This is a genomic window from Achromobacter sp. GQ309 (assembly GCF_059759315.1).
In genome coordinates, this window is the sequence record NZ_JCAXDP010000001.1 from 159,315 (window position 1) to 172,167 (window position 12,853).

13 protein-coding genes are annotated in these 12,853 nt (G+C 59.8%); 8 read left to right on the forward strand and 5 right to left on the reverse strand.

Going from position 1 to position 12,853, the window contains the following annotated elements; translation table 11 throughout:
* Positions 1 to 31: 31 nt before the first annotated feature.
* Positions 32 to 790, reverse strand: a complete 759-nt coding sequence (locus tag AC6CIE_RS00835; protein ID WP_498090797.1) for a hypothetical protein — start codon at positions 788 to 790, stop codon at positions 32 to 34.
* Between the two features lie 309 nt (positions 791 to 1,099).
* On the opposite strand from AC6CIE_RS00835, the gene AC6CIE_RS00840 reads away from it, so the two are divergent.
* The 4 genes from AC6CIE_RS00840 (at position 1,100) to AC6CIE_RS00855 (ending at position 3,492) form a co-directional block, all read left to right on the forward strand.
* On the forward strand, positions 1,100 to 1,510 hold the full coding sequence (locus AC6CIE_RS00840) for a hypothetical protein (protein WP_498090798.1): 411 nt from the start codon (positions 1,100 to 1,102) through the stop codon (positions 1,508 to 1,510).
* Positions 1,511 to 1,673: 163 nt separating this feature from the next.
* Positions 1,674 to 2,066, forward strand: coding sequence for a YkvA family protein (locus AC6CIE_RS00845; RefSeq protein WP_498090799.1), 393 nt, complete (start codon positions 1,674 to 1,676; stop codon positions 2,064 to 2,066).
* 99 nt (positions 2,067 to 2,165) lie between these two features.
* A complete protein-coding gene (locus AC6CIE_RS00850) occupies positions 2,166 to 3,068 on the forward strand; it encodes an aldose epimerase family protein (RefSeq protein WP_498090800.1) in 903 nt (300 codons plus the stop codon).
* A 67-nt stretch (positions 3,069 to 3,135) separates the two neighbouring features.
* Complete coding sequence (locus AC6CIE_RS00855; protein WP_498090801.1) at positions 3,136 to 3,492, forward strand: hypothetical protein; 357 nt, start codon at positions 3,136 to 3,138, stop codon at positions 3,490 to 3,492.
* Between the two features lie 64 nt (positions 3,493 to 3,556).
* On the opposite strand, the gene AC6CIE_RS00860 is transcribed toward AC6CIE_RS00855, so the two are convergent.
* Both AC6CIE_RS00860 and AC6CIE_RS00865 read right to left on the reverse strand, forming a co-directional pair.
* Positions 3,557 to 4,570 carry a zinc-binding alcohol dehydrogenase family protein gene (locus AC6CIE_RS00860; protein WP_343737027.1) on the reverse strand — a complete coding sequence of 338 codons (1,014 nt, stop codon included), beginning with the start codon at positions 4,568 to 4,570 and terminating at the stop codon, positions 3,557 to 3,559.
* Between the two features lie 25 nt (positions 4,571 to 4,595).
* The gene (locus AC6CIE_RS00865; protein WP_218344539.1) at positions 4,596 to 5,390 is read right to left on the reverse strand and encodes an SDR family NAD(P)-dependent oxidoreductase; all 795 of its coding nucleotides are present in this window, start codon (positions 5,388 to 5,390) and stop codon (positions 4,596 to 4,598) included.
* A gap of 113 nt (positions 5,391 to 5,503) precedes the next feature.
* Between AC6CIE_RS00865 and AC6CIE_RS00870 the strand changes: the two genes are divergently transcribed.
* Entirely contained in the window at positions 5,504 to 6,406 is a 903-nt protein-coding gene (locus AC6CIE_RS00870; protein ID WP_498090802.1) for a LysR family transcriptional regulator, read from the forward strand.
* Positions 6,407 to 6,458: 52 nt separating this feature from the next.
* Here AC6CIE_RS00870 and AC6CIE_RS00875 read toward each other — a convergent pair whose 3' ends face one another.
* Positions 6,459 to 6,977, reverse strand: a complete 519-nt coding sequence (locus AC6CIE_RS00875; RefSeq protein WP_498090803.1) for a DUF6496 domain-containing protein — start codon at positions 6,975 to 6,977, stop codon at positions 6,459 to 6,461.
* A gap of 186 nt (positions 6,978 to 7,163) precedes the next feature.
* Here AC6CIE_RS00875 and AC6CIE_RS00880 point away from each other — a divergent pair, with 186 nt between their 5' ends.
* From AC6CIE_RS00880 to AC6CIE_RS00890, 3 genes are all read left to right on the forward strand, one after another.
* Positions 7,164 to 7,379 carry a dodecin gene (locus tag AC6CIE_RS00880; RefSeq protein WP_056563617.1) on the forward strand — a complete coding sequence of 72 codons (216 nt, stop codon included), beginning with the start codon at positions 7,164 to 7,166 and terminating at the stop codon, positions 7,377 to 7,379.
* Between the two features lie 904 nt (positions 7,380 to 8,283).
* Positions 8,284 to 11,274, forward strand: a complete 2,991-nt coding sequence (locus tag AC6CIE_RS00885) for a T6SS effector BTH_I2691 family protein (protein ID WP_498090804.1) — start codon at positions 8,284 to 8,286, stop codon at positions 11,272 to 11,274.
* 60 nt (positions 11,275 to 11,334) lie between these two features.
* Entirely contained in the window at positions 11,335 to 12,234 is a 900-nt protein-coding gene (locus AC6CIE_RS00890) for a hypothetical protein (RefSeq protein ID WP_498090806.1), read from the forward strand.
* Between the two features lie 50 nt (positions 12,235 to 12,284).
* Here AC6CIE_RS00890 and AC6CIE_RS00895 read toward each other — a convergent pair whose 3' ends face one another.
* Positions 12,285 to 12,839 carry an NADPH-dependent FMN reductase gene (locus AC6CIE_RS00895; protein WP_218344542.1) on the reverse strand — a complete coding sequence of 185 codons (555 nt, stop codon included), beginning with the start codon at positions 12,837 to 12,839 and terminating at the stop codon, positions 12,285 to 12,287.
* Between the last annotated feature and the right edge of the window lie 14 nt (positions 12,840 to 12,853).

Here is a 12,853-nt window from a genome sequence, read left to right on the forward strand (position 1 = left end):
ATCAGAGCGAGAGTTGCGAGCGGGGGGTCGGCTAGTGCCTGTCAATTCGCTTCTCGCTCACCGGGATAGGATAGCGATTTACTTCCACCCTATCGGGGTTAGGTTTCCGATGTTGCCTAATTTTCGCGTGCTCCTCCATGCATCTTGGAGGCACATCGAATGCATCGACGGGCCCTTCATCATTGGCTTCGATCTGCCTGATGAGGCGGGCAACCGCAGGTAAAGCCGGGGCAAATTCGCCTTGGTGGATCCGAATTGTTCCTTGCTCCAAATCGTCTTTGTGAGCCGTAAATGTAAACAGGACAATTTTTTTATTGTCTCGGAAATCCCAGGCGGAGCCCTGGAGCCGACCCCAAACATCGATCTCCCCTTCGACATTTGCGAGTCCAGCCACGAAATCCCACATACAAGTCCATGGGGTTGAGATCATGCCGCCAACCTGGCCCCCGTCGGAAACCAACAATAATCTTATGTCGGTTTCCGATAATTCAGGTGCGCCGAGTATGTATTCGCTGTTGTTGCCCCACACGCCTGTCCAATAGGCGTCGTCATAAAACCAAGCCTTGAACTCCTGCACTGCCAGCCGGGCCTTTTGCGGCGTTGTGCGAAGGTTCTCGATGGCGGCACCAGAATTAAGAAGCCCCCAGGCAATAGTTGAGAAAATCCCCGCGAACACCCAGTGTGATGGGCTGCTGAGTGTCTCGATAGCTCGCCTCCAAAAGGTGCGCCGCGGTTGAGATCTTCGAGCGGGGTCGTCAAGGCCCGGGATACGTTTCCTGTCGTGATTCATGGAGCACCAAGATTGACGAGCGAATTGCCGACGGCGTCGGTTTTGGCGTAGCTTTTGAAAGCTATCGGAATTATCTCTATGGTAGTTACCAATGCATCATGGGAGTGTGGCCCGCGTGGGCGTCGGCGGCGGTGTTTTGCAGTGCGGAATTCATGCCCGTGATTGTATCGGGGCGGGGAAGGGGTTGCTGAGCTGGGGCGGGACGATTTGGCGGCGGGTTGCGATTTTTCGGATCGGCGGGCGGTTCGTGTGCACGGTGGCTGGAACCGAAATCCCTCGATTTTTGACACCGTCGAACTCCATCGGGCAATGAAGGGCCAGATTGAGATCGAGCGTACGTTCACAACCATGCCGGGCGATCTAGCCGATACGCTTGCAGATACGATCACCTTCGCGGTTGCGTTTGCGCTGTTCGGGTACGATTGCTCGCTAACCAAGCGAGGCAACAGCATTAACCAGCAGAAGGGAATCAGCATGCTGCGCGATTTGGGTTGGTCCTTCTACAGCATCCTTGCGCTGATTTGCGGTATTGCTACTGCCTGGTTGCACTGGTGGGTGGTTATGCACGAGGGACTCTGGCCGTACATCATCTTCGAATTGATCCCCGGGCTTCCCGGCGTGGCTTCCGGCGTATATGCCATACACCGAGATGGCAGCAAGGTAGCGTGGGCTGGTGTGCTGCTGTCGTTGTCGCCGCTGGCGACTTGGCTCAGCATCTGACAAGCGACTTTTTAAACATTTCCGTCCAGTGTCAGACATCTTCAAGCGTTAGACGAGCCAGCGGCCGCGCCGTGATCTGAAGCGCCCCTTACCGATGGCAAGCCCCGCCGATCCGCATGCCGACTAATACAATTGGCGCGTTATCCAGACGGTCTGCCCATCCGTGACCACAAGCGAAAAGTTGAAGACCTGGGCCAAACGAATCAAGCGTGACGGCGTCACGCTATGGTTTGCCGGCAAGGACCCGCGGACGCCCTGGTACGCGAAGGCGCTTGGCGTGCTGGTCGTGGCTTACGCCTTGAGCCCGATCGACCTGATTCCGGATTTCATCCCGGTGCTGGGATACGTCGACGACGTCCTGCTGCTCCCCGTCCTGATCTGGCTGATTATCAAACTCCTTCCTTCGGATGTCATCTCGGATTGCCGCCAGCAGGCTGATGAATGGATGCGAGAAAAGGGTGCAAAGCCCCGGAGCGTCCTCGGCGCGATATTGATCGTTGCGGCCTGGGCAGCCTTTGCCGCGGCGGCATGGCTGTGGTGGTCCGCCAGAGACTAGCCGCCGGCGTCACGATCCCGCCAACTTGCAGCCTTATTGCCCCGCCGGGCACAATTCCCCCTCGTGGCGCACGTGGACGCCGCAGGAGTTTCAACCCTCATGTCCGATATTGCTGTTCCTGCCGAGCTGGACGCCACCGAGCGGGTGACCATTTCCAGCGGCGACCACCAAGCCGAATTCGCCCCGGGCGGGGGCGGGCGTCTGACGCGTCTCTCTACCGGCGCTCACGACTGGATCGTGCCCCTGACCGCCACCGAATGGCCCGCCGGCAAATGGCCTCGCGCCGGATCCTATCCGCTCGCGCCATATTCCAACCGCATCCGCGACGGCGTCTTCACCTTCAACGGCGCCCGATACGCGCTGCAGTCCGTGCCGAACCGCCCGCAGGCGATTCACGGCGCCGGGTTGTTCCAGTCCTGGCAGGTCCGCAATCTGACACCCGACAGCGTCGACCTGGTGCTCGACCAACCCGCTGGCGTGCTGGGCTGGCCCTGGCCGTTCGAGTGCGTGCAGCGATGGCGTCTGGACAGCCGCGGGCTCAGCCTGAAGCTGTCCATCACCAACCAAGGCGACACCCCGATGCCATGCGGTATGGGCATCCATCCGTATTTCACGGCCCAGCGCGTGTCGCTGCACGCCCGACGCATCTGGCCGTCGGATGAGAATGGCCTCCCCACGGGAAGCAAAACGACGACAGTGCGTGAATTGCGCCAGTCCGCCGAGGGCTGCGACACGTACCTGTCGCAGTGGCAGGGCCGCGCGACGCTGCATTGGCCCGATGGGCACGAACTGGCGCTGCATGCCGACCCGGCGTTTGCGCATCTGGTGGTGTACACGGCCCCGGGCGCGGATTTTCTTTGTGTAGAACCGGTCACCAACGTGGCCGACGCGTTCAACCTCGCGGCGGCTGGCGAGACCCGCACCGGCATGCAGGTGCTGGAACCCGGCGAGCGTTTTGCCGCCACGCTGCTATTAGGCCTTGCGCCGGCTCGCAAAAGGTAAATGGCAGCTTGGTAACCGCCGCACCCTGCGGCGATAATCCGCACAAATCAAGCATCAGGAGTCATACGTGAAAAAGCTCAGCACCGAACAATTGCAGGCCGCTGTCGAGACACTGCGCCGGACGCAGGCCAAGCTGGCTCGTGCGGGCAACCTGCCGCTGGAGCCGACCATCTATGCCAGCGCCAAGGGCTTTCGCCGCAACGTGCCCGATTACCTGTGGTCGTGGCTGTCCGGCCTGCTGGCGCCGCACAAGAGCCTGTCCGCCTGGATGGACGCGCATCAGACGGGTTGGCGCGAAGGCAAGACGCCGGCGGCCGCCGTCTATGCCCGCACGGAAAACGGCTGGTTCCAGTGGCTGATTGCCGAGCTGGAAGCCGAAATCAACGACCCGCACGCACGCGCCAAGCGCGAAGGCCGAGGCTGACAGGCCTGTTCACGCCCGGCGCGCCGCGCCGGCGCACGCGATCCCGCACGGGATCGCCGCGTTTCTAGAACCCCTCCAGCACGATCTTGCCGCGCGCCTTGCCGCTTTCGATGAAGGCATGCGCGCGCCGCAGGTTTTCGGCGTTGATCTTGCCGTAGTGCTCGCCCAGCGTCGTGCGCAGTGTGCCGTTGTCGATGAGACGGGCGGCCTGGTTCAGGAGCTCGTGCTGGGCGATGAGATCGGGCGTGTTGTGCAGCGGCCGCGCAAACATGAATTCCCAATGCAGCGACGCCGATTTGCCCTTGAGCAGCCGCACGTCCACCGCGGCCGGGTCGTCGATCAGTGCGATCTTGCCCTGCGGCGCAATCGCCTCGGCCATCTGCGCAAAGTGCTTGTCCGTGTGCGTCAGGCCGGCGATATAGCTGACGTTCTCAAAGCCGATGCGCTTGAGCTCCTCGGTCAGCGGCCGCGTGTGATCGATGACGTGATGCGCGCCCAGTTCGCGCACCCAAGCCTGTGTTTCGGGACGCGAGGCCGTGCCGATCACCGTCAGGCCGGTGAGCTGACGCGCCAACTGCACGAGGATCGAGCCAACTCCACCAGCCGCGCCAATGACGAGCAGGCTGCGCTGGCTGGGCGCGGCGTTGTCCAGCACGCGCAGGCGGTCGAACAGCAATTCCCATGCGGTGATGGTGGTCAGGGGCAGGGCGGCGGCCTGCGCAAAATCCAGGCTCTTGGGCATGTGGCCAACGATGCGCTCGTCCACGATGTGGCGTTCGCTGTTGGCGCCCGGGCGGGTCAACGCGCCGGCGTACCAGACGCGGTCACCAGGCTTGAAGAGGCTGGTCCGGGCGCCGACCGCGCGCACCACGCCCGCGGCATCCCAGCCGATGATTTCCGGCTTTCCTTCCTGCGGCTTGCGGTTGGCGCGGATCTTCACGTCAACGGGATTGACCGAGATGGCATGCACGTCCACCAGCAGGTCGTAGTCGCCCGGCACGGGTTCGGGGGCGGTGATGTCCTGCAGCGCGTCGGCGTTGTCGGCGGGCAGGTTCTTGAAGTAGGCAATGGCTTTCATGATGGGGTGCTGGTGATTCAAGGGATCAGATGATGGAGCGGACCACGCCGCCGTCCACGCGCAGGGCCGCGCCATTGGTGGCTGACGCCTGCGTCGAGCAGGTGTAGACGACCATGTTCGCCACTTCTTCCACCGTGGCAAGGCGGCGCAGCAGCGATGTCGGGCGGTGCTGGGCGATGAAGTCCTGCTCCATCTGTTCCTGCGAAACGCCTTGCTCTTTGGCCATTTCCGCAAAGAAGTCGGAGACGCCTTCGGAGCGCGTCGGGCCCGGCAACACGGCGTTGACGGTGACATTGGTGCCCGCAGTCAGCTCGGCCAGGCCGCGCGACACGGCCAGCTGGGCCGTCTTGCTGACGCCGTAATGGATCATCTCGGCGGGAATCTGCACGGCGGATTCGCTGGAGATGAACACGATTCGGCCCCAGTTGGCCGCCAGCATCCGCGGCAGGTAATAGCGCGACAGGCGGATGCCGCTCATGACGTTGGTGTCCATCATGGCCTGCCAGTCGTCGTCGGTGATTTCGGTGAAGGACTTGGGCGTGAACGTGCCGGCGTTGTTGACCAGGATGTCCACGTCGGGATGCGCGGCGCTGACCGACGCCGCGCCGTCCGCGGTGGCCAGGTCCGCCTGCACGGTGGTGACCTGCGCGCCTGCGACCTGCTGCGAAATGGTCTGCGCGGCCTGCGCCAGCTTGCTTGCATTGCGACCATGCAGGACGACCTGCGCGCCGGCCTGCGCCAGTCCGGTGGCGATGGCCAGGCCGATGCCACCGGACGATCCGGTGACCAATGCCTTCTTGCCCTTCAGTTCGATGTTCATGCGGTGACTCCTTGTGCGTCGGGGAATGAGTGCATGATTACCCACACCGCAGCCATGAAAAACCGGCTAGCATCGCAGGCAGTTTCAATAATTTTTTGAAAATGAGGCCGGAATTGGTCCGATTCGAGGATTTGAGAATCTTTGTCGCCGCGACGGATCTGGGCAGCTTTTCCGCCGCCGCGCGCGAGCTCGACCTGACGCCGGCGGTGGCCAGTGCCGCGCTCAAGCGGCTGGAACAGGAACTTGAAACGCGGCTCTTTGTGCGGTCCACGCGCAGCCTGCGGCTGACCAGCGACGGCGAGCGTTATCTGGAGTACGCGCGGTCAGCGATCTCCACGCTCGAGGCTGGCAAGAACGCCATGGCGCGCGACAAGACGGACATCGCCGGCACCTTGTCGGTGTCGATCCCTTCCGACCTGGGCCGCCACGTGCTGCTGCCGTGGCTGGACGAGTTTCAGCATCAGCATCCCCGCGTCAATTTCCAGTTGCGCATCAGCGACCGGCTGGCGGACCTGTACCGGCAGCCGGTCGACATCGCCGTGCGTTACGGCACCCCGAACGACTCAAGCCTTGTCGCGCTGCCGCTTGCCGAACACAACCGGCGCGTGGTGTGCGCCGCGCCCGCCTATCTGGCGCGACATGGCGTGCCGCAAACGCCGGCGGATCTGCGGCGGCACAACTGCTTGTCGTTCGTGCTCGGCGAAACCCTGCATGACCGCTGGACATTCGAGCATGACGGCACCAGCCTTACCATTCCGGTCAAGGGCGATCGCGTCGGCGATGACGGCGACCTGGTGCGGCGCTGGGCGCTGGCCGGGCACGGCGTGGCGTACAAATCACGATACGACGTGCTGACGGATCTGCGTGCGGGCCGGCTTGTCGAACTGCTGGCCGGCTACGTCAGCGAACCGTCACCGTTGTACCTGCTGTGCGTGCACCGCATGCTCCTATCCCCCGCAGTGCGGCGGCTGCGGGAGTTCTTGCAGGAGCGCTTCAAGGCGTTCGAGGCCGGTTAGCTGCGCGTTGATGGGGGGCTGCGGCATGGATACGCCGCAGCAGTTCGCCAAATCAATGCGCCGCGTGATGCCCGCCCGCTGCCTGCTTGTTCGCCGCACGCGTGCGCGCCGCCTTCTTGGCCGCAGCCGAGCGGCCGGCCGCACCCTTGGTCGCCGCGGCCTTGCGCGCCGCAGCCGAGCGGTCCGCAGCCGTGCGCTTGCTCGCCGTCTTGGTCGCGTTGCGTGACAGCGCCGACTTCGATGCGGGCTTGGTGCTTTCCTTCTTCAGGGCCTTGGTCGCCGCCTTGGAGCGCGTACTCGACTTGGCATGGCCGTCGTGTGCCGCGCGCGTGTCTTGCTCGGCCTTGCGTTTGGTTTCGGCGCTGGCCTTCTTGGGCGTGCCGAGCTTCACACCAGCGCGGCGCGCCTTGGACAGGCCGATCGCGATGGCCTGCTTGCTGGACCGCACGCCATGCTTGCCTTCGCGCACGTTGTCGATTTCTTCGCGCACAAACTCGCCGGCCTGCGTCGACGCGGACTTTCCTTCGCCCTTGTCGCGCTTGGCGCGTTCGATGGTCTTTCGTTCAGGCATGGTGATCTCCTTTGCTTCGCGTTGCAAAAGCGATTCCGTCGCCGGTCGAGACCGCGCGACGGAACTCGTAACACCACTCTATCGCTGCGCAGGTATCCTGTGTGTTCGAATGGATTGCCGGTCGTAAGCGCCGGAACACGGCCAAGCACCGACGATTCACGACTCACCTCACAGCGGAGACGAGCTATGTCGAATCATGTCTATAAGCAGATCGAGTTGGTGGGCTCTTCCACCAAATCCTCCGACGATGCGATCGCGAAAGCCATTGAGCGCGCGTCCGAAACCTTGCGCAACCTGGATTGGTTTGAAGTGACCGAAGTGCGCGGTCACATCAAGGACGGCAAGGTGGCGCACTGGCAGGTGGGATTGAAGATCGGCATGCGCCTCGAAGGCGATTCCTGATCCCGGTGCTGGTCATTCCTTGACCGCACCTCGCAAGTGACTGTCACATAACGGGTTTCTGTACTTGTTGTGCGACTGTTCAGAGGCTTGTCCACATTCCATGGGGACAAGCCTGTCTGCTTTTTGCAAGAGGCCTGCCATTCTCGATGCGGCCCGCATCTCGGTCGCCTAGTGGGCGTTTCTTGCCCGCGACCTGCAAGTCCCTGACCTGCAAGGCTTTTTGCAGACTCCCCCTAGGCTGTCCTCAGGCTTATCCACATTTGCCGGGGACAACACAGCCCAAACAAACTGCGTTTGGGCCTTTCGTGACCACGCCCCGCAGGGCGTTGATATGCAACAGGATTTTCAACCTGTGCGCACACTGTCCTCATGCTTTTCCACAGAAGGCGGGGACAAATCCACAGTGGGGTGAGCGACACCTGGATTTCTTGGACGCTAGCGCCAAAAACCGGGGATAACTCCATCGGAAATCGTCCATAAGGATGATTGCGCATTTATTGACCGCGCCCTGCAAGTGCTTGGCGCGACAGGGAATTTTGCACCTGCCCCAAGGCTGTCCTCACCTTTCTCCACAGTTGAAGGGGATAAGTGCAGCCGACTGGAAGAACCTCCGGAGGCTCGGTCCGAAACTATCAAGGGCGGTGTGGTGCAACGCCGGTTCTAGCTCGCTTGGGGTTGACGAAATGTCGTCACGGCTTGCAGGCCGGCGAGCTTGTGAACATTCAGGCTGTTTGCCGCGAAAAATAGTTTTTGTCTGATATCCGATGGTGGGTAGGTATGGGGTAATGCAAGCGCACTCCATGCGCGTCCATCGCGACTTCCCATTTGCCGTGGACGCGTTCCTATTGGCGGCCTGGATCCTCCCCGAAGGTGAAGATAGGTCTGCACGCAAAGGAAACCACCCATGTCCAAGACAACGGCCGGCGGAGCAACGTCGGCGCCGGCCTGCTGCCCGCGCATCCCCATTCTCCCTATTCGATATGCGATCGTCCCGGATGCGGATGGATCTGCTTTGTATCGGTACGCCAAGTCCGGTTTCAATCTGGAAGCGGATTTCCAGCGTCTGCAGCTTTCGTCCTATACCTTGCGCGCGCTTCGTCCGGGATACGTCTACGTGTTCATGAAGGGTCCCAAGGGCGAAAAGCTCGTTATCCATGAGTACGACGGTGAGGGACATTATCAGGAACTGACGTACACAGGTCTGGAGGACTACGACAAGACGAACAGGTACAGGACGGGAGCGCGCATGGGCTGGGTGTGGGCAGACACCAGCCCGGACACCGCCAAAGAGGTGTGGATCGGCTACAGCACACATCTTTGGACGAATGCCATGACGGCCAGGATTGCCAAAGATCCTGAAGCGCGCCAGCTTCACATGCGACCCTTGGACATGGTCGAACTGACCTCTGGCGTCAAATCGCCGTCTGGTCAAGCCCACATACTGCCGGCCGATGCTTTGACGGATTGGGTGGAAGACTTCAAGCCCCTTGGGCAGCGCATGCCGCTTGAATGGAGTTGCCACGCCAGCGAGGATGACCTGTCGGTCGCGACCTTTGTCGCTCAGGGCAACCATTACCGCTTCACGCGCCCGCGCGTCCCAGCGGTGGTCGCGCTCAATGACGCCGAGGGGATCAGCCTTGATTTGGGTTTGATCGCCGCTGCGTATCAGCATCAGATCACGGATCTAAAACGCAGGCCTGGCCAGAGGGCAGAAGGCGCCAGTCAGCCTCACCTGCCCGACTGTCTCAGCTTGGACGTCGAACAAATCCACCTGGCCAGTTCAGAGTTTCATCACAAGAATCTGACCGCCTTGCTGCTGACTCGTACCTTGAAGTCAATGTTTCCCGCTGACCGCGGCGACCCAGCGAACATTGCGTCAAGAAGAGGCGAGTGGCATCGGAATCAGCCGACGAATCGGTCGATCCCATCGCAGGAGCAGCTGGAATATGAAGTTTTGACCGACGAAAGAATGTCTCCGTCGGGCGCGCGCCTGGCTAAAAGAATAGATACAGAGCGGTATTTCGACTTTTTAAGGCAACGCAAAGAAGCAGACGCGCAACTGCGTGTGATGGTGCATGAACTGGACCAAGCATGTTCAGATCATGACTCTTGGATATCCACCGCGGAATCGAAGCATAAGGTCGACCCGAAGAGTCTGGCTGCGATGTTCGAGACATTTGATAGGAATGACCGTCGGTCTGCGGCAGGCTTGGAGTTGTCTATCGCGTTGATGTTGCAGAGCATGACGCAATCGCTCGCTGTTAAAGACGAGGGCGACTCCCGATATGAACGGCTCGAGAGATGGTGTGACGATCCTGAAAGCACCGTTTACATTTCACTAGCTGCATTCAATCCGTTTAAAGATAAAGCGGATGCAGTTGGCTCGATACTGGGCGCACCAGATGCTGTCATCTCTGAGCTTGGCCTCAAATTTCCAGCGATCAACGGCGTCACCGATCTGACCTCCCAGACCATCACCACCGTCGCGCTAAAGCGACTCAAGGGGAAGACTCGCTGGGACGCAAGCCGGAATCTCCGCCAACAAGTCCACGCGGCGGCGGGCGAGGCGAATTTGGAAAAAGCGGTGGGGTTAATGGCGGGACGCTACACTGTTTTGGATACTCTCACCCAGACACACGAGCTTTCCAATGAATTAAAGGAATTGGTCGATAAGGGTATGGCTGAGGTGGAACGTACAGGCACCAGCGTCAGAGTTAAAGGTAATAGATCGGTATCGATCGAGCGAACCCAGACTTCCACGGTAAAGCCGAAGCTCAAGGCGTTGAGCACCACGTCAATCGGGGCTGGCCTTAACCTCGGAATGGTTTACTTCAATATTATCAATATTGGGTATGCGCTAAAGACGGTGGAAAGCAAATACTCGCACGAAGCTGCGTTGAATTTTGCGTCGGCGCTTCTTGGGATCATAAGTTCCATAAGTTCGGCAGCGATGAGTACGCGATCCGCTTACTCTGCGGTAAGGGCGAAATTTGGCCATCGAATTCCTGGTTTGGCTTTTTCTATTGCATTGAAGAAACTCGTTCTGTCCAGGCTTTATGCTTCGGCTGCTGGCGGGCTTGCAATTATTGCCGGTATAGCGGCGGATATTCTAAAGGCCAATCGCCTTTTCCAGGGCGGCAATCAGGCGGCAGGCAGTTATACGTACGCCGGAGGGACTTTGGTGGCGGTGGGATCGGGAGTGCTCTTAGGGACGAGCGCCATTGCTAAAGTTCTTTCTGGTGGAACGGCGATTGCCGGAGTGTCTGCATCCGTTCCCGTTGTCGGCTGGGTGGCGGCCGCAGTCGTCCTAACGGGCGTGGCTTTACTGGCCGGCGGTATTTGGTTCCATTCCCTGGCGGCTGCTGAGGCGCATTCTGCTATGGAGCTTTGGGCCGCACGGTGCCAATTGGGAAACTTGAAAAATGACGGCGAGCAGCGGGAAGGCATCCTACTTGACAAAGATCTTAATCTTCCAAGATATGTTGACATCAGCGCCGAGATGAAGGATTGGTATCAGGCGTTTTTCGCCCCGATCCTACTCGATTCTGATCAGATCGAATCTGTCAAATTGAATGGCATGGAGAACGGGTGGCACGATAGATGGTTTTCTGATGATGACGTTGAATTCGTTGTGCTCTTGCCCGGATTTATTTTGGGGCAAAGCACGTGGGACGGGGGGCTGGGCAGTGTGGGAAAAAATGTTGGACTTGGTCTGCCGCCAATTACGGTGTTTGGCTTGGAACCTGCTTGCTACGTCACGTCCGCTGGTTTGGTGTTGCATTTCAAAATCAAGGATAAAGGCTTCTCCAACGCGATATTGACAATCGAATTTAAGCCCAACCAGGGGCTGGATGAAGAAGCCGTCGCTGGCGCCAACTTTCTGCTAGAGGATTGAGCGGTTTATATGTCAATAAATTGGATTTGGTCGAGCAATGACACTGCCGGTGTCTCGCCCATGATCGGGGATCAACTTGTAGAGACCGACGATACCCGGTTGCGAATAAGAAACCCGTGGGTGGCGAGCTCTGCTGCTACAGGGAAAGTGTATGCGTCTGTCCTCGTTGGCGGCACTGGCGCAGCAACATGTTTCTTTCTGGCTGAAATTTACGGAAAGCCAAAATTTGACTATGCGTTTTTGATCTCAATGGCGTCGCTAGCTGTTTTCGTCTCATTTATGCTTGCGATTAGCATTCGAATAATAAAAAATGAATCGGATTTTATATTTGATAGGTCCGCCAAGCAGGTGTACTACAGGGAGCGCCGACGGTTGGTTGCAGGCAATTGGAGGTCTGCAGTTGCGGGTCAGCAATCCAAGGTGGAATTTACTGGCAGAGCAGTGGTTGTGATGCATTCGCTGATATTGAGAATGCAAGCTGAGTCCGTATCTCATTGCGGGACAAAATCCTCGCCGGTGTCACTGTTCGTTTCGGTCGAAAGCAATGCGCCGACCGAGGCGTCCGAGATGTATGTCGGGCAAGTATGGGAGTTCATTCGAATATTCATGGACGAAGGTCCAGGCAAGCTGCCCGAACCAGGCGAATCTAACTGGTGGAATCGCCCAAATGTTCGCATCTTCCTGACTCCCGCCGAAGCGTTGCGCCATTATGTCCCTTGGCGGACGGGAGAGCCCAATGAGTTGCAAGGAAAGAGCAATTGGCTTTTGCCTCTATGGCTCGTGTTTTTCCCCTACAACATGTTTTGCGCACTGTGTTGGTACGCGGTGTGCCGAGTTATGAAGGTCCAAGGTATGCCGCCACCGATGCACTTCGCGGGGTCTGAAAATCCCAATTCAAGTCGGATTTCTGACCAAAAAAAACCCCTCGACGAATCGAGGGGCTTGATCGCCCGGAGGTAGGTCGGGCGATCGGCGCCGGCACGCTGCGCGTGGCCGGCGTCGGCGGCAGATCAGGTGTTGAATTTCTTGACCCAGTCGACGTAGCGGTCCACCCAGCCCTGCAGGAATTTGCGGGTGCCTTCGTTGGTGATGTTGAACTGGTCGTCGACCAGGCCTTCGGAATACTGCAGGAAGACTTCCGGCGTGGTGAGGGCGTTGGCGCCTTCGGCGGCCAGGATGTTGCGCAGGTGTTGCTGCATCATGGCGGTGCCAGCGGCGCTGGGCGATGCGCCCACGATGCCGACGGCCTTGCCGGGCCACGAGTTCTGGCCCCACGGGCGCGAGCCCCAGTCGATGCCGTTCTTGATGGCGGCCGGGACCGAGCGGTTGTGCTCGGGCGAGACGAAGAGGATGCCTTGCGCGTCGGCGATCTGCTGCTTGAGCTTGGCGGCGGGCGCGGGCAGGTTGTTTTCGTTGTCCTGGTTGTAGAGCGGGATGTCGCCCAGGCTCACATACTCGAACTTGAAGTCGGCCGGAACCAGCTTTTCCAGCGCACGCGCCAGGCGCAGATTGATCGAGGCGGCACGAAGGCTTCCGACGAAGACTGCAATCTTGTATGTGCTCATGAGCGTGTGCTCCA